Source organism: Mucilaginibacter sp. (genome assembly GCF_039207105.1).
In the GTDB taxonomy this organism is placed as follows: domain Bacteria; phylum Bacteroidota; class Bacteroidia; order Sphingobacteriales; family Sphingobacteriaceae; genus Mucilaginibacter.
This window is the reverse complement of record NZ_JBCECK010000032.1, coordinates 1-21,647: the sequence shown is the minus strand read 5'-3', so window position 1 is coordinate 21,647 and position 21,647 is coordinate 1. Positions and strand designations below refer to the sequence as shown.

At 41.2% G+C, this 21,647-nt stretch carries 18 protein-coding genes; 11 read left to right on the top strand and 7 right to left on the bottom strand.

The genetic code is table 11. The annotated features are described in order from the left end of the window. Nucleotides 1-42 precede the first annotated feature (42 nt). The 5 genes from AAGC65_RS09180 to AAGC65_RS09160 form a co-directional block, all read right to left on the bottom strand. Complete coding sequence (locus AAGC65_RS09180; RefSeq protein ID WP_343112144.1) at nt 43-471, bottom strand: nuclear transport factor 2 family protein; 429 nt, start codon at nt 469-471, stop codon at nt 43-45. A gap of 94 nt (nt 472-565) precedes the next feature. Further along, the gene (locus tag AAGC65_RS09175) at nt 566-1,426 is read right to left on the bottom strand and encodes an AraC family transcriptional regulator (protein WP_343112143.1); all 861 of its coding nucleotides are present in this window, start codon (nt 1,424-1,426) and stop codon (nt 566-568) included. Nucleotides 1,427-1,531: 105 nt separating this feature from the next. Beyond that, entirely contained in the window at nt 1,532-3,121 is a 1,590-nt protein-coding gene (locus AAGC65_RS09170; protein WP_343112142.1) for a Na+/H+ antiporter, read from the bottom strand. Nucleotides 3,122-3,254: 133 nt separating this feature from the next. After that, a complete protein-coding gene (locus AAGC65_RS09165; RefSeq protein ID WP_343112141.1) occupies nt 3,255-4,769 on the bottom strand; it encodes a GMC family oxidoreductase N-terminal domain-containing protein in 1,515 nt (504 codons plus the stop codon). A 36-nt stretch (nt 4,770-4,805) separates the two neighbouring features. Continuing rightward, entirely contained in the window at nt 4,806-5,642 is an 837-nt protein-coding gene (locus AAGC65_RS09160) for an alpha/beta hydrolase (protein WP_343112140.1), read from the bottom strand. Nucleotides 5,643-5,763: 121 nt separating this feature from the next. On the opposite strand from AAGC65_RS09160, the gene AAGC65_RS09155 reads away from it, so the two are divergent. Continuing rightward, nucleotides 5,764-6,363 (top strand): Crp/Fnr family transcriptional regulator, encoded by a 600-nt coding sequence (locus tag AAGC65_RS09155; protein ID WP_343112139.1) that lies wholly within the window; start codon nt 5,764-5,766, stop codon nt 6,361-6,363. A gap of 147 nt (nt 6,364-6,510) precedes the next feature. On the opposite strand, the gene AAGC65_RS09150 is transcribed toward AAGC65_RS09155, so the two are convergent. Together AAGC65_RS09150 and AAGC65_RS09145 are read right to left on the bottom strand one after the other, a co-directional pair. Then, nucleotides 6,511-8,871 (bottom strand): GAF domain-containing protein, encoded by a 2,361-nt coding sequence (locus tag AAGC65_RS09150; RefSeq protein ID WP_343112138.1) that lies wholly within the window; start codon nt 8,869-8,871, stop codon nt 6,511-6,513. 162 nt (nt 8,872-9,033) lie between these two features. Continuing rightward, nucleotides 9,034-9,639 carry an isochorismatase family protein gene (locus AAGC65_RS09145; RefSeq protein WP_343112137.1) on the bottom strand — a complete coding sequence of 202 codons (606 nt, stop codon included), beginning with the start codon at nt 9,637-9,639 and terminating at the stop codon, nt 9,034-9,036. A gap of 302 nt (nt 9,640-9,941) precedes the next feature. On the opposite strand from AAGC65_RS09145, the gene AAGC65_RS09140 reads away from it, so the two are divergent. The 10 genes from AAGC65_RS09140 to AAGC65_RS09095 all read left to right on the top strand — a co-directional run. Beyond that, nucleotides 9,942-11,366, top strand: coding sequence for an alginate export family protein (locus AAGC65_RS09140; protein WP_343112136.1), 1,425 nt, complete (start codon nt 9,942-9,944; stop codon nt 11,364-11,366). 201 nt (nt 11,367-11,567) lie between these two features. Next, nucleotides 11,568-12,026 carry a DoxX family protein gene (locus AAGC65_RS09135; protein ID WP_343112135.1) on the top strand — a complete coding sequence of 153 codons (459 nt, stop codon included), beginning with the start codon at nt 11,568-11,570 and terminating at the stop codon, nt 12,024-12,026. A 2-nt stretch (nt 12,027-12,028) separates the two neighbouring features. Then, a complete protein-coding gene (locus AAGC65_RS09130; protein ID WP_343112134.1) occupies nt 12,029-12,784 on the top strand; it encodes a pirin family protein in 756 nt (251 codons plus the stop codon). A gap of 231 nt (nt 12,785-13,015) precedes the next feature. Continuing rightward, on the top strand, nt 13,016-13,621 hold the full coding sequence (locus tag AAGC65_RS09125) for a Crp/Fnr family transcriptional regulator (protein ID WP_343112133.1): 606 nt from the start codon (nt 13,016-13,018) through the stop codon (nt 13,619-13,621). Nucleotides 13,622-13,738: 117 nt separating this feature from the next. Then, nucleotides 13,739-14,362 carry an intradiol ring-cleavage dioxygenase gene (locus tag AAGC65_RS09120; protein ID WP_343112132.1) on the top strand — a complete coding sequence of 208 codons (624 nt, stop codon included), beginning with the start codon at nt 13,739-13,741 and terminating at the stop codon, nt 14,360-14,362. A gap of 104 nt (nt 14,363-14,466) precedes the next feature. Further along, complete coding sequence (locus tag AAGC65_RS09115) at nt 14,467-15,114, top strand: SGNH/GDSL hydrolase family protein (protein ID WP_343112131.1); 648 nt, start codon at nt 14,467-14,469, stop codon at nt 15,112-15,114. Between the two features lie 204 nt (nt 15,115-15,318). Next, nucleotides 15,319-17,850: a phosphocholine-specific phospholipase C gene (locus tag AAGC65_RS09110; protein ID WP_343112130.1), complete on the top strand. Its 2,532-nt coding sequence runs from the start codon at nt 15,319-15,321 to the stop codon at nt 17,848-17,850. 119 nt (nt 17,851-17,969) lie between these two features. Then, a complete protein-coding gene (locus tag AAGC65_RS09105) occupies nt 17,970-18,128 on the top strand; it encodes a hypothetical protein (RefSeq protein ID WP_343112129.1) in 159 nt (52 codons plus the stop codon). Nucleotides 18,129-18,282: 154 nt separating this feature from the next. Further along, nucleotides 18,283-19,641 (top strand): sugar porter family MFS transporter, encoded by a 1,359-nt coding sequence (locus AAGC65_RS09100; protein WP_343112128.1) that lies wholly within the window; start codon nt 18,283-18,285, stop codon nt 19,639-19,641. A 125-nt stretch (nt 19,642-19,766) separates the two neighbouring features. Then, nucleotides 19,767-21,647 (top strand): hypothetical protein (locus AAGC65_RS09095; protein ID WP_343112127.1); only part of this gene is annotated, 1,881 nt, incomplete at its 3' end.

Genomic DNA, 21,647 nt, shown 5'->3' with positions numbered 1-21,647 from the left:
GGTAAGAGATTATAAAGTATAATTGTTGTTAAATAGGTTAGATTAATCAATGATGCCTGGGATGAAGAAATTGTTGATACCTTCAACATCAGAAAGGTATGTAACCATTGAAATGATCTTACCATCATTAATTTCACATACAATGGCCACTTGTTCGTCCAGTATAAGTTCGCCTCTGCTTGAGGTATTATGAAGTGATAGTGTAACACCACTCCTGCCATATAAAATATGTTTTAATTGAAACATAACGCCAAAGGCCTTTAGACCCTGGGCACGGCGGATGATAGCATCAACTCCATCGGCCAGACCTGAAAGCGTACTTGTGCCGGGTAATGTCCATGTAGCTTCTGGTGCTATTATTGACCGTATGGTATCCCAATCATTACTTTTTAATGCAGTAAGAAATGTATTGGCAATGTTTAATTTTACTTCTTCGGTAGGGAAACTGTTGCTTTGATTTGATGAGTTCATGGTAGTTATTTTTAAAAATTGTTATAGCTGTTTGTATTGTTTTGTTGAATCAAAAGTACAGTGACAGGCTATCTCCAAACATGGACGATCTGGGCTATTGCTTGGACAAATCTGCCATGACAGACATATCGGTTTTAGCCCGAAAGGCTTGCGGCGATATTTTGGTTATCTTTTTAAAAAAGCGGCTGAAATAAAATTCATCTTCAAATTTCAAAGCGTAAGCTATTTCTTTGATACTTTGACGGGTTAAATGAAGTTGTTTTTTTGCCTCGAGAACTATCCTTTCATGTATAAGCTGAGTAGGTGTTTTTTTGAAATACCGGCTGCTGCGTTTGGAAAAATTATTGGGCGACATAGACAGGAGCTGTGCATAATCATTCGGTTTGTGCAGCGTAAGGTAGTGTTCATCTAAAAGCTGCCTGAAGTGTTCCATCTGATCATCCTTCTCCTTTGGCTTATCAGCATCGTCAATTGATTTTGCCCTGATACTGCTTGATTTAGCCAGAAAAAGCTCCAGATACGCCCCGAGTACTATTTCAGAAGGGATTTCTTGTTTAAATTCCTCGGCAATGTCGTTCAACAGATGCTCAAATCCTTGCACATCCTTTTCGGTTAAATTTATAAATGGCTGATTATGAATATTGCTAAACAGTGAACCATTACAAGCCACCTCGGTTCTGTGGTATTCAATACAATAAAAATCGGTATGAAACTGTAACATAGATACCGGTGTTGGCTTGCTTTGCTCAATATAAATAAGCTGCAAAGGCGTCGAAAATAGAATAACCGGCCCTTTGAAATTAAAGCTACCAAAGTCGGCGTGGTATATACCCTCACCTTCGGGTATGAATAAAATGGTGTATTCAGGAAACTGTATCGGGATGCTTAACAGATCGGTGTTTGTTTTTTTCAACCCGAGTAAATATTCCCCGGCTATTGAAAGTAGTTCTTTCATTAGTTGTGTGTATTTTACTTAAAAGTTTGGGTTGTAGTTTACAGGCCTTGCCATTGGAGTATGGCAAGTAAAGCGTGATAATTATTTCCGGAGTTGGCTTTTAATTTATGACTTTCTGACGCTGGCTTCTTCCAGGTCAAGTTCGTGCTCTTTAGCGCGAATCAGTTCGTCGGTAAATTCCTGGTGACGCTGCATGTGTTTCAGCTCAGTTCGCCTTACTTCAATAATTTCCAGCAGCATTTCCTGGTTTGTTTTTGAAAATTCAGGTATGGGTTCAAGGCTGTTGGTGAGTTCTTTATCGGCAATTTCTGAGATACGCTCAAATTTTTCTTTAACCCTGCGGAATACGGGGTTATCAATAAGCTCCTGCTGGCAATTTGTTTGCAAATAATCAACTACAGTATTGGCCAGCCGGTAGGTGATCTGGTTTTCCTGCTCACTATCGTCATCTGCAACCTGAAGCTTCATCACTTTCAGGATAAAAGGCAAGCTAAGCCCTTGTAGTATCAACGTAAACAAGATCACTACAAACGTAATGAACAATATCAGACTGCGATGCGGGAAAGCGTTTCCATTTGCCAGAGTTAACGGCACAGCCAGCGCCGAGGCCAGCGACATAACGCCCCGCATACCGCTCCAGGCCACTACAAATACAGTTTTCCAGCTTACAGCTTCCTTTGGTTTTGAAGTTTTTCGGCTAAGCAACAGTGGTAGGTAAGCGGCGGGAAATACCCATATGATACGGATCACGATGGTAAGCAGGCTTATAGCAACAGCAAAAAAGATACAATTTATAATGGAGTAGCTACCAATACCCCTGATAACATCAGGCAACTGTAAACCGATCATAATAAATACTACGCCGTTTAGCAGGAAAACCAAGACGTCCCAAACCGTGTTGCCCTGTAACCGTGAGCTATAGGAAAAAATATCAGAAGATCGAAAGGATAAAAAAAGACCACCGCTTACTACCGCGAGTACACCTGAAGAATGGAAATGTTCGGCCGTTAAATACATCAGGTAAGGTGATATGAGGGTTAATGCGGTATCAATACCTGGCGTAGTAGGCAAAAAACGATGAATGGCATAAACAATATGCGCGATAACCAAACCGATAAGTACCCCAAAAAAAACTACAGAGAAGAAGCTGGTAATAGCATCTGCAAATACAAACTGCCCGGTAAACATAGCTGCCAATGCAAACCTGAATACAATTAAACTGGAAGCATCGTTAATGAGACTTTCGCCCTCCAAGATCGAAACAACTTGTTTAGGTACTTTCAGATTTTGGAAAACAGAAGACGCGGCTACAGCATCAGGTGGCGAGATGATACCGCCCAGCAAAAAGCCAAGGGCCAATGAAAAACCAGGAATAAGCCAATGCGAAAAAAAGGCCACCGCGGTAGCGGTGAAAATAACCAGGCCAAAGGCCAATAGCCCGATAGGGCGCTTAAGTCGCCAAAACTCTGCCCAGGAGGTATACCATGCGGCCGAATAAAGTAAAGGTGGCATAAAAACCATGAAGATAATCTCCGGATCCATTTTAATTACCGGTATGCCGGGTATAAAACTGATTAGTAAGCCTGCGATCACCAGCAATATAGGATAAGAGATCCTGGCCCGTTCGCTTAGCAACGCCAGCATAGATGTTACAAACAGTAATGACAATATGATAAGCAGGTGATCTTGAAGCATGTTTTTAATTTTTAAAATTGACCTTTATTCAATCTTCAAAGTTTTAAAAACCAGACTGTTTTGTTATATGACAGCCTGGTTTTTAACATGTGATATTATTTATTGTTTTTCGGTATAGATATATAAATACCGATTAGTAATCGTTCCGATAGATATGCTCGGCTATCATAACAGTAGATACATTTGGCGGCGAAGAAACTATGTAGGGCATAATAGAAGCATCCACAACGCGTAAACCCTGAATACCCCAAACCTTGCCCCAGCGGCATACCACCGCTTCAGGGTCAGTTTCCAGGCCCATTGGTACGGTAGATGTAGGGTGCTGATAAACGTCGATCTGTTCTAATATGGCTTTGGTTAGTTCCACATCGTCCTCCACGGCATCCCCCGGAAACATCTCCCGTTGTTTTACGGGCTCAAATGCCGCATCAAGGCCAATGCGCCTGGAGATCTTAACCGCTTCAATCATCCGGTGCAGATCATCAGGTTCTTTTAGCAGGTTAAATTCAATAATAGGTGCTGCAAGCGGATCAGCGCTTTGCAGTTTTACAGAGCCCTTTGACTGTGGGGTAGTTACCGCGCATGCCAGTACAATGGCGCCTCCGGTTTCGGTAAGCGATGGGTCAAAAAAGTGCGTTGCCGATACGTGCAGGTCTAACTCACCCTCAGGTGCAATGCTGCTGCCTGTCCATAAAATAGCTCCGGCTCCCGGGCTCATGGCATTGGCTTCCTTTTTCAATTCGTAAATATTATAGTAAAACGGGTGTTCGTATAGCTTTTTGCCAACTGGCGCGTCTTTGATCACATCAATGCCTAAAGCCTCAAGATCCTCTTTTGGCCCAATGCCCGAACGCATCAAAATAGCAGGGCTGCCGTAAGCGCCGGCACTTAGGATAACCTCTTTACCCTGATATTCTTTGCCATCGGCAGTAATTACACCATAGGCTTTGTTGTTTTCAATTAGCACGCGATCTACGGTTTGTTCACCAATAATGGTCAGGTTAGGGCGTTTGCGCACTTCGGCATTCAGATAGGTCATTCCTGTATTTTCACGTACACTGTGTAATACATTTAACGGATAGGGGCTTACACCATCCTGCTCATAGCCGTTAAAATCGGCCACACGATTAAAGCCTGTATTGGCAGTGGCATTTACAAAAGCTCTCAGTCCCGGTGTCAGGTCATCCATAGGAACCTGTCTGATCGGGAACAAGCCATTGCGTCCGCGTATAGCGTCATCACCGTCATTAGTATGTTCCAGGTGTTTAAATGTTTCCAGCACATTTTCCCAGGCCCAGTCTTTTAAACCTAATTTTACCCATTTATCAAAATCGGGTTTACGGCCTCGCATGGCTACTGCCGCGTTAACACCCGAGCTGCCGCCCAGTACCTTACCACGAAAAGCGTGAATTTTACGGTCTGCGATGCCTGTATTTGCAAAATAGCCCCAATCATGGTCTTTATCACCGGTTACGTGATCGGCTATGGCAATCACTTCAGGATAAGCGTCCGGTGCATAAGCTTTACCGCCTTCTAATAAAAGAACCTTTCTTGAGCTATCCTCAGATAAACGACTGGCCATTGCCGCTCCGGCAGAGCCTCCTCCTACGATAAGTACATCGTATAATAATGCTGATTTGTTTTCCATAAAATTTAAGGGGGTTTATAAATAGATATAAGTAGATTAATTTTTCACTGTACTGTGCTTGGCCGCAAAATCAGCCATTTTACTCAGTGCTTTGCGCGATGCTTCGGTATGGATATCCATAAAAGGCCATACGTGCAATTGACCTTCAAATGATTCCAGCTCGGCCTCAACACCGCTTTCAACTAAGCGTTTGTGCAGATTAATAGAATCGTCTTGCAGTATTTCATAGGTACCACTTAATATCAGTACAGGTGCAAAGCCATCAAATTTGGCATTAACAGGAGACAAAACAGGAGTTGACAGGTTTTGGCTCGGGGCATACATACCCGCCGCCTCCACTAAATATGCTGTAGTTAAAACGGTATCCACTTTTTTGTTGCGCTCATGGCTTTCACTTTTACATTCCAGGTCCGTCCACGGTGAAATTACGATGGTGTACTGCGCGGCCGGGCCTTTGGTATCTCTTAGCACCAACTGGGTTGTCATGGTCAAATTACCACCTGCGCTATCACCGATAATGCCAAAAGTAATATCAGGATTTTCCTCGCAAAAAGCGTTAATAACAACTGTGCAATCAACAATACCAGCAGGGAAAGGGTGTTCGGGTGCTAAGCGATAATTTATCATGAGCACTTTGCGGTTTAGTTCACGTGCTATGTAACTCACCATTGGGGCATGCGAATTGGTGGAACCAAAAATAAAGGCTCCACCATGAATATAGATCACAATGTTGTCTTCTTCTGCATCAGCGGGTGTAAACCAGGTGCAGGGCACACCTGCAATGATCACCTCTTCGCGAATAATGTTATCGGCCACTGGGTAAGTGTTGCCAATAGTCTGGAAATCACTTCGTCCTTCAATTAAATTTATCATTGGTATCAAGTTTAATACCACAAAACTCCTGGATAACCGGCTAAAAAAACTTAAGATATCTTACTTTTTATCTGCAGCGAAGCGACAAAATTTGTAAGTTGTAAATTGAAAACCAGTTAATATGTTATACGATAATATTTTACAGAACATCAGGCGTTATGTTACGCTTACGCCGCAGCAGGAAGAAGATTTCTGCGCTCTGTTAACCATTAAACAAATTAAGAAAAAGGAATTTCTTTTAAGGGAGGGGGATGTATGTACTGATGAGTACTATGTTAATAAGGGCTGCCTAAGGGAATACTTTGTTGATAAAAAAGGCCTGGAGCACAACTTGTATTTCGCGATAGAGGATTGGTGGATATCTGATCTATACAGTCGTATACGAATGGCACCTACCTATTGTGATATTGTAGCACTTGAAGATTCAGAATTGGTACAGATAAACCACCAGGCATTGGAAAAATTTATGGAAGAGGTACCCGCGTTGGAGCGATTTTTCCGGATATCTTATGAGCAGTCGCTTGTTAACCAGCATTTGAAAAACCTGCAATTGTTGTATATGACCGCTGAAGAACGATATATCAATTTCAGGGAAAGATATCCGAAATTTGTAAACCGAATACCACAAAAGCATATGGCCACTTTTTTAGGGTTAACTCCCGAGTTTTTCAATACTATACATGCCAAAGTGATGCGCTCCAAACGAAAACAAAATACTTAGTAAAAAGGATGATATGAGCTTATTTTACCATTCGAAAGTTTGTACACATTTGTTGCTTGTGTAAACTAACTCATAAAAATAACAACAACGATGATTGCATATATGCAATCATCGTTGTTGTTTTAGGGGAACATGTTCTGAAGTTTCTTATAATTCCGCAGTCGGGAAATAAGTTGATGAATGTTGCTGCATCATATCGTTATAGCTGCAAAATTTATGCAATGGCCAACTTACGTCATAGCGTACACTTACACGGAGAGCCTTTAAGCCTGATACGCCTTGCAGGTCTTCTACCTCCAGCAATTCTATCTCCTCTGCAAATAATTTATTGGCCTGCAGGAAACTGATATAGCCCATGTACTCCACCTCTTCATCCTGGTTTGAATATATAATGGCAATTTTGCCCACCTGGGTTAAGCGCTCGGTTGTATTTTTAATACATGCTTTATCAATTCGTTTCTTGATGATCTCGAAGCGGGCGTTATAACTGCCATCTACATCAAAACGCTTTTCATCCAAACGAAACCTGACAGACATCTGGTTATTATAAGCTAATATGAGCGATGTTACATCGGGTTGGTAAGGTAAAGTGTTTTTCAAAATATGATATTCCTGCTCCATTTGGCACATTACCTGTAGCTGCCATAAGCGCAGATTGTACAGTTTTGTTATATCATAAGCCAGGGTTGGCGCAATAGATGCCCCAATGTACAGGTTGTGCTCTACGCCATCAGTTTTATAACGCTCATAATAATGCGGATAAGCCGATTGCGCCTCAACCTGTGCCTGGTCAAGTAATGAAGCCATTTTTTGATTAATCAGGGTTAACGTATCATCATACTTGCGGCGGTTAAGGTGATAGTCGCCCGTTTTTTCAGTCTGTAAAAAATAATTGTCTATAGCTGGTGCCATCAACGGTTCAATTATAGTAGCAGCTTTGAGCATAGGATGTATATATGCTTCAAGATAGTTTTGTACGTATTGCTCTGTATCGGCTCTTAAAGCGATTTGTATATTAGTTATCAACGCCTCCAGCTCCTGTATTTCCTTTAGGGTATCATCATTATAAACTTTTTTAAGCAGCGGTACCACCGCGTTCAATTGAGCGAGCAGATCAAGCTGAACGCAGTTGTTACGCATATTTGACGATCCTTTAATATCTATTTGCCCGTAAAGTGGGGTTACATCCTTAAAGGTAACCGCTTTAAGGGTATATTCTTTTTTCTCGGAGCGGGCTTTTAATGCTTTTTGAGCCTCTTTCCTGAATTTCCAGCAAACGCTTGGATGAATGGTGGTATACTCATTTTGAATAAGTGCCTCTACCTGATTCTGCATAAAACTGTTCTGCCTGTCAAGAGTGTCTGTAATGTAAGGCATCACGGTTTCCAGTTGGTTGGCATTGATGCTGTTCAGTTCACCGGTTTTTGATGATACCAGTTCGATGATACCCAGCTGATGGCCATTTTTTACTACCGGAGCAAGGATAACACTACGCACATTTTGATCCAGCAAGCGGCGGGCAAGTACATTCTCGGGGTTTTGCTTCAGAAGTTGCTCTACGTCTGATATCGTAAAATATTTTTGCTGCTGCACCAATCGTAGTAATACACTACATTCCTCTTCTGTTTTATCTTTTAAAATGTAGCTTTTAAGTTTAGAATTAAAGGTAGACAGGCTGAATTTGTTCTCGGCCGCGTGAAATGAGGTAAAGCCTACATCAAGATCTGGTATCCGGAAAATAGACCGGAACACATCTAAGATCTTGTCATTAATATCATCGCCGTAACCGCCGCCCAGGAGTGTGCCTTTGAGTACCGATACAGCGCTTTCTACGGTTGCGTCAAACAGGCTTACAATGGCAAAACCTTTAAATGACCAGCTTTCTTTCGGGAAATATTTTTTCCAGAGTTCAAGATCGTCAAAGTTATCGCGAAGCAGTTCTATATCTTCCGGGTTAATATCCACCGCTTTATCAGTAGGTGTCAGCTCCATAAAGTCGGTATTGTATAATATACGGTAATGTTTCATGATGCCCTGCGCATTCGGGATATCATAAAACAACGACCGGTTGAAGTTAAAGTTAGTGCCGTAGCGGGCATTCAGAATAAGGCAGCAGCTATTTACATAAAACTGATGATCGGTAAAACCACGGATAGCTATGTCAAATGAGGGGCCGGCTTCTGTTAGCACTTTTTGTAAGCGTTTGGTAGGGTTCAGCAAAACATTTTGAAACGGAACGGTTACCGCCTTCATCTCGTTTCCGGTTAGCACAGCAGGGAAAAGATCGGCCAGGAGCTCGGTAATAATTTCTGCATACTGTAATAACTGGGCAGGGTCGGTAGTACCAGTCCGCAATTCAGAATAAGGTTCTATATAATTTAAAAGTAGCTGTGCCGGTTGAGCACTGAAGCCAGTACCGTTAACAGCTACGCTTTCCAGATGTTTGATCAGCAAATGGAAGGAGATGCTTGTTTGCACCGGGCTGTCTTCATATCGTTTGAGATCCATAGTATTAGAGGGTTAAATACTGTTGGCGGGGTAACTCATGATCATTAAAAGATGTAAAAACCGCCTCATAAAATCATTATGAGACGGTTTTGAGTTATATACCTCGTATAGAAGTAAGGATCATTAGCACGTTGATTAACGAGCTATTTACCCGTGCGAAGCTTATTTATTATACTCTGCCAGGAAAACCGGTAATCCCCAGCTTGCACTTAATGCACCATAAACACCGGCAGCTTCCGGACGTGAATTATCTGCAAGCATCTCCATTAATACCGCGGTAAAGCTTACCGGAATAGCACCTGCCTGCACTAATCTTGATTCTGCCCAATCAGCAATCTGGTCGCTTTGGCTGCCAGAAATATCCATTACGGTATATACCTGGTAACCTGCCTCGCGTAATGAAAGTGACGGGAACATAGCGCAAACTTCTAAAGTGATACCACCCAAAACGATGTGGGTTTTACCAGAGTCTTCGATCATTTTGCGGATGCGTGGCTCATGCCATACGTCAATAATAGTTCTGTCAACATGTTCAACATCTGGTAACGCGTCGGCCAGGTCTTTTGTGATGGGGCCGAAACCTCCAAGACTTTGCTTAGTCACGATGGTAGGAACATTAAGTGCTTTCAAAGCATTAGCGAAAGCAACCACATTGTTTTTAATAGTTAAAGGCTCAATGTTTTTGCAGTTCATTAAAAGGCCTGGTTGGTGATCGATCAGGATTACCAATGAATTGTCTGCGGTCAGTTTTGAAGGTTGTGTGTTCATAATAGATTTTTTTAGTTTTTGTTTTTTGATTTTGATATCACAAAATTCAGGCTTCGGGCGATCAAAAAAATTAAGAAATCTTTAGTTTTTAAATCCGAAGCCAAAAAATTTCAAATGGGTGCTCACGTATCGTTCTGCTGAGCTATTTGGCTGTAGTACAAATCTTCATTGCAGTCCGCTTTTTTTAAAACTTAAGAAATCTTAATTCCTGGCTTAAGGCAAAAGCTGAGTTTTGTTCCGTGAGCTGGCTATCTGATATAGCCCGAAAGCTCCCGGCATTTTTGACTTATATACAACCCCATATGAAAAATAAGATTTACTCATCCGGCATTAAAAAAGCATTGTTAATACTAATGCTTGGTTTTCTTGACCCCCGGCACTATGCGTATTCACAATCAAAAGACTCGCTTAAAACAGGCTATTTGCCCGATGCAGCCGAAGAGTATTGGCCCGCTCTGAAAAGTACCGATGGCCCGCAGGATTTTTTTTCACATATAGGCCATTTACCTATACGCGATGGGAAGGGCTTTGTAAGCATAGGAGGATCGCTACGTGAACAATATGACCGTTTCAGCAACTACCTGTGGGGAATTGGCCCGCAGGATAACAATGGCTATTTTCTGCATCGTGTGTTATTACATGCGGATTTTCGGTACAATAGTCATTTCAGAGTATTTGGCGAACTGGAATCAAGTTCCTTGAGTGGTAGAAATGGTGGGCCAAGGCCGATACAGGATTTGAATAAACTGGCCTTAACAGAATTGTTTGCAGAGTATGCTACAAAAACACCTGATAAAACCATACTTAAACTGCGTGTGGGCGAACAGGCGCTTCATTATGGTGTAGGGAGTTTGCTGGATATCCGGGATGCCAACGTGCACCGCTCATTTGCCGGTGCCAAGTTTATTATAGAAAAGGGAGATAGTAAACTGGATGTTTTTGCTATGGAGCTCATGAAAACCAACCCGGGTTTCTTTGATGATCAGATAGATGCATCTCAAAAGATAGCTGGTGCCTGGTTTACGCAGCATTATAAAAACAACTGGTTAAGTAAAGTAGATCTTTTTTACATCTACACGGATAGGAAAGGAGCCATCTTTACACAAGGTATAGGTACCGATAAAAGGCATACTATAGGTACCGGACTTACCTTTGATAAAAATGGTTGGTCGGCTTACACTGAGGGCGATCTGCAATTGGGTACTTTCGGCGGCGGTAACATTCTGGCCTGGAAGCTTACACAAACCATAACCTATCAGTTTCCGGACGGGGGGCTTAAACCAAATATCTCCCTGCAATCGGCTATGTCAAGCGGAGACAAAGATGCTAAAGATCCATCGCTTCAAACATTTAACCCTATCTATCCCAAAGCTATATACTACGGCTTTATTGATAATGCCGGAGCTTCAAACCTGTTTCTGGTTCATCTTAAAACGGGCATAGAGCCCTGCGCCAAAATTCATCTGACTGGTGGCTACTACAGGTTATGGCGGCAGTCTGTTGGTGATGGAATTTATAACCCAGGAGGTATTCCATTTATTCCACCCTCCAACAACAAACGATCAATTGGGCAGATGTTTGATCTGGTTGCCGCCTATCAGCATAGTGTACGGTTCAGCTTAACAGGTATAGCTACTTATTACAAAAGAGGTGAGTTCCTGAAAGCCGTGCCTGCGGCAGGTCATGATATATGGTATACCGGTTTAAGCGCAAACTTACATTTTTAAAACCATGAAGAATTTAACAGCATTCAAAGAAGGGTTAATCAAGCTTGTTATACTTGTTTTTGAAAGCCAGGTATTGATTACCAGGGTAATAGCTGATATGATTTAAGGAAAATCAGCCTTGTTATTTCTTAAGAATTATTAAGAATCCATAAAAATTCACACTATAGTTTTGCTTGTAAATAAATTAAATATTATAAACATATGAAACCTTCACTCACAGACCTCGAAAGGACCGATTCAACAAAAATGGTCCCTCTTATTCTCAGAATCGCTTTCTTCATTGTTATGTTCCCACACGGGGCGCAATTACTGGCCGGATGGTTCGGCGGTTATGGCTACACGGCATCTATGGGCTTCTTTTCATCAATAGGGATACCATATGTTGTTGGAATCATGGTTATCATTCTTGAATTTTTTGGCAGTATTGGTATCCTCCTCGGATTATTTACACGGTTTATAGCTATAGCTTCGCTTTGCCTGGTTTTAGGAATGATCCTGATAGTTCACATCCACGTGGGCTTTTTTATGAATTGGAATGGAAATATCAAAGGCGAAGGATTTGAGTACCATATTTTAATGATCAGTATGCTGTTATCACTGGCAATTGCCGGTGGCGGAAAAGACAGCTTAGACGCTTTACTATTTAATAAAAACAAATAACTATGATTATGACATCTGAATTGAAACAATCAAGGATTGTTAAATTGGCCCAAACAGGTAATGCCTCATTTTCGGCATTCAGGGCAAACAGAAATGATTATGGCGGTCTTTTTAGCCCTATTATGGGCTTTGATGATTTCCGTTTAAGTACCGATGTTTTCGGGCCTCACCAGCACAGGCACATGTCGGCATTAAGTTACCTTTTTGATGATTCGGCGCCTTATCATAACCAGGATTCAATGGGAAATGATTTAACTATCACTACGGGTAGTCTGTTATGGACCTGGGCCGGCAGCGGTGTAACCCACCATGAGTTTCCGGAAGTGGACGGTACTAAAATACACGGCCTGCAGCTTTTTTTAGAAATCCCGACAGCTACCCGCAACTTACCGCCTAAAAGTATTTTGATCCCGGTAGAAGAGATGCCGGTAAGGAAAGAAGATGGCGTAAAGATTAAAGTGGTTATGGGATCAACAGCAGATCTGGTGAATAGAGTTAAAACACCTGAAAATATTACTTTTCTGGACATTAATATGGAGGAAGGTAAAAGCTTTCAACATACGATGCCTGCACATTGGAACGGCACAATTTATTTGCTGACAGGTACCCTTGATGTAGAGATCCCGATTGGTGAACCTGTGCTAAGTTCAAATGATACCCTTGCTATAGGATGTTCGGATGTGGATACGCAGATTACATTTAAGGCTCAGGCAAATAGTCATTTGCTGTTTATAAGCGGTTCGCCTATAAGGGCTTAAAAAGCCTGTTGTCGGCTATTTAAAGCGGTTTTCTAAACGGGAGACCGCTTTATTTTTGTTTTATTTGCACCAATTGCATGCCAAATTTTATTGCCTGCATGAATGGGCATGGCTAAAGATTTGATAAGCTGGTGATTTCAAGATCATCTTAATCTGAAAAACTTAAGATGTCTTAAGTTTTTTCTTACATAAAGTCCCGAATTTTATAGCACCTCTTATTAAAACGACTTTATGGACTTTACACGTTTTTTATCAACCATACGCCGTCATACTCAGCTCACGGAGCAGGAAGAACAAAAGCTTTGCTCATTTTTAAGCATAAAAAAGGTTAAACGCAGAGAGTTTTTAGTTCGCGCCGGTGAAGATGCACGTCATGAATACTTTGTTAACAAAGGTTGTTTAAGAACCTATTACCTGGATAAGAAAGGAGTGGAGCATAATACTTACTTCGCGATTGAAGGTTTTTGGGTGTCTGATATTTATAGCCGAACTTTTAATACGCCGGCGTTATGTAACATCATCGCGTTAGAGGATTGCGAACTGGTACATATATCAAACATTTCATTAGAAGCCTTTTTAAAAGAAGTGCCGGCACTTGAACACTTCTTCCGGGTATCGTACCAGAATTCGCTGGCAACAATTCATTTAAAGCAAATACAGCTTTTATCCTTAAGCGGCTGCGAACGCTATAATTATTTCAGAAACAAATATCCGGAGCTGGATAGACGCGTTCCGCAAAAACATATTGCCAGTTATCTCGGGTTTACACCTGAATTTTTCAACACGGTTCGTGCCAAAACAATAAGAAGCAAGATGGATAGTGCCCTGTCTCTTTAATTAATATAAACTTGCAGTTTTTCTGAAGAAAATTGCGTAAATTTCATATACTGTTCTATAATACAATATATTACAGGTGTAGATCTTTATTGCAGTATTCAAATCATATAAATGATCATGAAAACGCAGGCATTTATTTTATTGATGCTTTTTGGTGTAACCGCTTGTTTGGCTCAGGATAAAAAAGTTGGCGGCGATTGCGAAGGCTGTGAAGCCATATTTGAAAGTGGGGTGCCATTTGAAAATTTGAAATCTGTTACCCTGCTGCCAGATGCAACCTGGAATAATAATAAGCCGTTAGGTATTAATGGTACTGTATTTAAGGCTGATGGGAAATCACCTGCTCCGGGTGTTGTGTTATACCTTTACCATGCCGATCAAAAAGGTCACTATCCTAAAAAGGGCAATGAAAAAGGCCTGGCTAAAAAACATGGTTACATTAGGGGATGGGTACGTACCGATGAAAAAGGCGAATATAAATTTGTAACACTGCGACCGGCCGCTTATCCGGATAGTACAGAACCTGCCCATATTCATGTCATCGTAAAGGAACCTGGTTTTAGTCCTTATTATATCGATAATTTTCTTTTTGATGATGATCCTTTACTTACAGATGATAAACGAGCGCATCTTCCAAACAGGGGCGGTAATGGCATTATTAAACTGATAGATGTAGGCAATATGTACAAAGCCTCACGTAATATTTATCTTGGAAAAAATATTCCCGATTATCCGTTTTGATGATAAATTAATTGTACATACATATCGTAAGGTTAGCCGGTATTTTGTATTTTGCCGACCTTATGAAACCTTATTTTTTTCGGATAATTACCCTATTTCTTTTAATGGGATTGTTTTCTATAACATCTTTTGCCCAAACACAATTAATTAAAAATCTACAGGCAGGTAAGCACCAAACGCTGGTAGTTTACGGCACAAGCTTAACAGCCGCCGCAGGAGGGCAGGCCTGGGTTGGCGCGGTTGCTGCTGAGTTAAACGGCAAGTACAATAACAATTTAACGGTTTATAATTCGGCTAAAAGTTCCATGTGGTCTACCTGGGGTGTACAGCACCTGGAAGATAGCGTGATCAATAAAAAACCGGATGCTGTTTTAATGGAGTTTAGCATGAATGATGCTTTTTTGGATTATAAAACCAATGTTGAGCTGGCAAAGCTTAACCTGAATTATATTATCGACAGAATAAAACTGTACAATCCTGATTGTGAAATTATCCTGCAAACCATGAACATCCCAATTCATGGGCATGCGACCCAGAGGCCCAATCTTGATAAGTACTATGAGCTTTACAGAGAGGTGGCAAAAAAGAGAAAGCTTTTGTTGATCGATAATTATCCGCATTGGAAAGCCATTCTGGATCAGGGAGAAACAACATATTTAAAATACGTTCCTGATGGTATTCACCCGGATGCGGATGGTGCACGTAAAATTATAGCTCCCTTTGTGTTAGAAAAACTGTTGGCAGGGAAGTAGATGCTTGATTAGTCCATTACAACAATTTATTGTTGAAAAATGAATGTAACAATCACCTTGAAAGGTTCGTGTTAATTAATAATTAACATAAATTTAAAACTGGTAATAGATATTTGCCGCGAAGCATGGTAGCAGCTTTCACGCGAATATTAACTCCACTTTAATATTAACTCAAAACCTATATAAAACAATCAGCAATTACAAATGGATTCACGCAGAGATTTTCTAAAAAAAGCCGCGCTATTATCGGGCGGTGCAGCAATGATGAATATGTTACCCCCTGCAATACAAAGGGCAATGGCTATAAACCCGGCAGCGGGCAGTACTTACCTTGATGCAGAACATATTGTTATCCTGATGCAGGAAAATCGCTCTTTTGATCATTGTTTTGGAACTTTGCAGGGTGTAAGAGGATATAATGATCCCCGGGCCATCCGTTTGCCTGATCAAAAGCCTGTTTGGTTGCAAACAGATGCTGCCGGTAATACTTATGCCCCGTTCAGGTTAGATATAAAAGATACTAAGGTAACCTGGATGGGATCACTGCCTCACTCGCGGGCCAGCCAGGTTGACGCCAATAATTTAGGTAAGTATGATAAATGGCTTACATCTAAACAATCCGGAAACAGGAATTACGCTACCATGCCCTTAACGCTGGGGCACTATACCCGCGAGGATTTGCCGTTTAATTACGGAATGGCGGATGCCTTTACCGTTTGCGATCAGAATTTTTGTTCGGCCATGACCAGTACTACGCCTAACAGATCGTTTTTCTGGACAGGTAAGATCACCCATCAGCAAGATGGTATCCCTAAAGCCAACATCAGAAATACCGATTATACCTATGGAGATATGCCCTGGCAAACTTTCCCGGAGTTGTTAGAGCAAAACGGCATTTCCTGGAGTTTTTATCAGAATGAATTAAGCTGCGGCGGCGGTTTTGAGAAAGAAGAAAGAGCATGGCTGGCTAACTTTGGCTGTAACCTGCTGGAGTTTTTTAAAGCTTATAATGTTAAATTTTCTGAGCGTTACGTTAAAAACCTACAAAAACAGGTACAGGATCTGCCCGATCAGATAACCAAGTTACAGGAGCGTACACCGGCCGATGAGGATACCGCAACCAAGGTACGTGAAAGTATCCGTAAAAAACAGGAAGTTCTGGATAATGCACGTGCTGAGTTGTCAAAATGGAATAAAGAGAGTTATGAGAAACTCTCTGACAAGGAAAAGAGCCTTTATCAAAGAGCTTTCGTAATTAACTCGGCCGATGAGAATTTCAGGAGTATAGCCGAGCTTACTTACCAGGATAATGCTCAGGAGCGCAAGGTAACCGTGCCTAAAGGCGATCTGCTGCACCAGTTCAGGCAGGATGTAAACACCGGTAAGCTTCCAACTGTTTCATGGCTGGCCAGCCCCGAAAATTTTTCAGATCACCCAACAGCCCCCTGGTATGGTGCCTGGTATGTTTCTGAGGTTTTAGATATCCTAACCAAAAATCCTGACGTATGGAACACGACCATCTTGATAGTTCCCTCTGTTGAAAACGACGGCTATTTTGATCACATCCCACCGTTTTCAATACCCGATAACAACATACCAGGAACAGGCAAATGTACAGCCGGTATAGAAACCGAAATAGAGCATGTACGCTTAGAAAATGAACTGAAACAAGGCATACCTAAAAATCAGGCCCGTGAGGGTGCCATCGGTTTAGGTTTCAGGGTGCCAATGATCATTGCATCACCCTGGAGCAGGGGAGGCAAGGTGTGCTCTGAACTTTTTGACCATACATCAACTTTACAGTTTTTAGAAGGCTTTGTAAATAAAAAGTATAACAAAAACATTAAGATAGATAACATCAGCCAATGGCGCCGGACTATCTGTGGTGATTTGAGTTCGGCCTTTAGCCCATACAATGGCAATCAGTTAGAAAAAATACCTTTCCTGGACAGGAATAAAAATGTAGAAACCATTTATAACGCCAGGTTTAAAGGCGAGCCGAATACATTCAAAAAGCTATCGGCAGATGAGATAGCGAAGATCAGTGCCGATCCATCGATAATTGCCCTGCAGGAAAAAGGGGTACGCCCATCCTGTGCCCTGCCTTATGAGCTTTATACTCATGGTAGTTTAAGTGCCGATAAAAAGAGTTTTGAAATTAAGCTGGCTGCCGGAAACGAGGTGTTTGGTAAAAACGCGGCTGGTTCGCCGTTTACGGTTTATGCTCCGGTAAAATATAACGACGAAACAAGTAAGGATGAGATTTCAAGAAATTGGCATTTTGCAGTTGGCGCAGGTGATCACTTAACCTATAACTGGCCGGTTAAATCATTTGAAAATGATAAATATCATTTGCGTGTGCATGGCCCTAATGGCTTTTACCGTGAGTTTATAGGTAACAGCAATAACCCTGATTTAAAGATTACCTGTGCTTACGAAAAAAATAAACTTAACGCTGCTAAGCTAACAGGTAATATTATTGTAAGCATTGTTAATAACGATGCTAAAGCACACAACATAATTATAAGCGACAATGGCTATAAAACCAGCAACATCAATAAAATAGTTGCAGCAAAAAGCCACCTAAACGTTGTGCTTAACCTTTCAAAAAACTTTAACTGGTATGATTTTAGTGTGAAGTTGAAAGATCAGCAGGTGTTTGAGGAACGTTTTGCAGGTCGTGTAGAAACAGGTTTAGCTACCAAGACCGACCCTGTAATGGGTGGAATTGTATAAATTATAATTAGTGTATACTAAAAGCATACTGCTTTTAGTATACACTTTAGTAGAGCGCTGGCTGGCAGCATGCCGAAGGTTCGATCCCTTCCTCTACATCAACCAAATCCGATTCAATTATGAATTATCCATTAATAGCCCTGGTTGTTTTAATTGCGATAGCAATTGTGGTTTTTCTGGCCTGGAAAGATCAGCAGGATAAGAAAAAGATTGAAAAGGAAATGAACCAAACCGATATTAAACCCGAGAAACACAAAGACCATAAATCGGATATTTGATATATACCGTTATACCTCATGCAGGTGTTTCAAATCTGAACTCATTTTATATATTTGTAAAACAGCGAATTTATAGCTGTTATTGCCAATTATAAACCAATTTGGGCAGGGAAACTTGCTATTACATCTCGTATTAACCATTTTATCACTTTTTATGAAAAGTTATACCGTTTTAATATCTATTGTTGCCGCTTTAGGTGGTTTGTTATTTGGTTTTGATACAGCTGTAATAGCGGGAACATTACATTATTTAAAAGCGGTTTTTCTGCTTAATGATGCCGAAATAGGGTTAGTTGTAGGCGCTGCATCCATTGGCTGTATACCAGGTGCTTTGTTTGCCGGGGGGCTGGCCGACAGATTTGGCCGTAAAAAGTTAATGATCGTAACGGCGCTATTGTACATTATTGCGGCCATAGGTAGTGGTATAGCAGCCAACTTTATTCAACTGGTAAGTTACCGTCTGGTAGGCGGTATTGCCATAGGTATGGCCTCAACATTGGCACCTATTTATATATCTGAGGTTGCCCCGCCCGCGTTTAGGGGCAGGTTGGGCATGTTGCAGCAATTGGCTATTGTAAGCGGTATATTGCTATCATTTATATCTAATTATCTCATCGCAAATGATAAGTCGCTGTCTTTTTTAAATGAGAGTAATCATTGGCGTTATATGCTTGCAGCGGCTGTAATACCTTCAGTGATATTTTTTATACTGCTGTTATTAGTTCCTGAAAGCCCGAGATGGTTGGTATCTAAAAATAAAATTAGCGATGCCCAAAATGTATTCGGGAGTATTTATTCTGACGGAGAGAGTCAGGAGCAGGTTAAACTGGTAACGGATGATATAGCATCGGAAAGTAAACCAACTTTAGGAGATGTATTTAGTCCACGTTTCCGGAGAGTTGTTATTATAGGTCTGGTATTTGCCTCTATTGCGCAGCTAACGGGCATTAATATCGTGTTTTATTATGCACCACTGATATTTGAAAAAATTCATGTAGGTGGCAGTGTATTGTTTCAAACCATACTTACAGGTGTAGTTAACCTGATATTTACCATACTGGCATTCCCGCTGATAGACCGCCTTGGCCGCAAAAAATTATTATTAATTGGGTCAACTATCATGGGGTTGTGCATGTTTGCCCTGGCAGCCCTGTTCCACTTTAACATGCTGCAAAACTATTTTGTACTGCTAACCATATTTGTGTACATAGGTGGTTTTGCCTGTACATGGGGCGTTGTATTATGGGTATACGTGGCCGAGATATTTCCAAACAAAATTCGTGGTACGGCTACGTCAATAGCAGTATTTGGTAACTGGGTTGCCAACTCTATTGTATCACTTACATTCCCGGTAATGCTTTCTCAATTGGGGCCTGTGGCAACATTTGGTGTTTACGCCATTGTAAACTTTAGCATGATACTGTTTGTAAGTCGTTATGTTTTTGAAACCAAAGGTGTGCCGCTTGAAAGGATTGAAGAGCTATATACCCAAACTAAAACGGCTAAGTTTTAAGTTATAGAGGGTTTGCAATTTTACCGTTGATGATGATTGTTTATCTCGTTCATATAGCGAAATCAAGCGTTGAACAAGCATGCTTTATCTATCTTTTTTCTGTAAATTAGGGAAATAGCATGATTATGTTTCGGCGTTTACAGTTTTGGATCAATCGTCAGTTTCAGCCCCTTTTTTCGTTATTGCTTACCGCTTTGCTGGTTGTTGGCAGCATGACCCTGAAAGATAATTATCTGATTGTAACAAAATATACGCCATCAGGTATAATCAATTGGGAAATTAACACCAGCAACGCCCGCCGCGATTCTATCTTGAAAGAATGGCAGGCAGGTTTTAAAAAAAATGAGGTTTATACCAGTAAATCAACTTATCCTAAAACCATAACCGGTATTGAGGCCGTAACATTTCAAAATAATGTTAGCTATGGCTTTATTGCAGCCTACGTATGTATACTGCTTATTCTGATTGTCCGGATAGGCAGTCAAAAAGCAAACCCGCGCAGGCGGGTTATTTCTCAGCGCACGGTTTTGCGCTTTTGCATATTGGTACTGTTGACCGGGCTATTAGATGTATTTGAAAATGTAGCCACCAGCAAAATGCTGCAACAATTTAAGCTTGGGGAAAACTTAGCCGACTCATGGGTTATCGCTGTGGCCGCATATATCAAATACCTGCTGCTAACTATTGTGCTGATAAAGCTGATGTATGAGGCATTTAAGTTGGGCAAACCCCGGTTTTGGCTCGACTATGTATCGGCCTGGTTGTGGAGATTACTCAGGTACTCATGGCGGTTTCGTATCATATTGTTTACGCTGTGTATTTTTATGATGGCGCTTTTTATCAGCGGCCAGGTGCAGGATATGTTATTGTCAATCAATACATCACCTTGGGCCAGTTTTTATTTTCTGGTAGTAGTTAGTTTGCTGGCAATTATGTGTTGGCATTTGCCCAAGGCAATTGATAATGCCATAAAAGTGAGCTATGCAGGTTTTTTTGTAGGTCCTGTTGATTTTGATAATGTTCGTTTGCCGGCAGGGGCAAGGCCATCTCTAAAAGTTGATACCGGGCGGCTGTTTGGTGCCGCCGGTTTTTTGATCCCTGCGGCGGGTATCCTGCATACCATGAATACTTATCATATTGATTATCTGTTAAACGGAATTTCGCCGCTGGCTCTCTTAACTGCCACCCTCATCTTTTATAAAATGACATTGCATTATCGGTGGATTGATAAGTTATATAAATCCGGAGACAAGGTTATTCAATGGCGTTTCTGGCTAAGTATGGCCCTGTTGTTGCTCCCCATGATCATTTGGGGCAGCAGCCCGGGTAAACAAAACCGCGAGCCTTATTTTTTGGCTTATTTATCGCTTGATCTGTTTTTTTTGTCGGCCATGTTTATGATCATCGCAACATTGCGTACTTCTTTTGCAGCAATTGCTAAGTGGCGTATTGCACCCTGGGTTGCTTTGGGCGGGGTAGCTGCCACATTGTTTTTTGTGCTATGCAATTTTCCACCGGTTTTAAATATGGTTACCAGTAACAACCGCTTTTATACCATGCCGGTAATACTGTGCGCGGTTATAGGCTATTTGTTATTCTTTTCCTTTTTATTATTTGCAGGTAAAAAAACGGGTGTCAGCATCATTACCTTTTTATTGTTATTTACACTTTACAGGTCGGTAAGTACTATTACCGCTTATCATGAAGTACATATTGAGAAGCAGGACAACTACCATAAATCGCTTGATTCATTAAATAATTATACAGAGCAGTGGCTCAACAATCGTAAACAGGACATCACGGCTTTTGTTGAACGGAATCCAGGTAAACCATACCCTGTATTTTTTGTGAACGCGTATGGTGGTGGTTTGCGGTCCACGGTATGGACAACTATGGTTATAGGCGCGCTGGATAGCCTCATAAAAAGCAGTTATAAAGGCGGCGCAACGATTAAGGATTTTCAGCATAATGTATTTTCTTATTCAGGAGCTTCCGGTGGTACCATA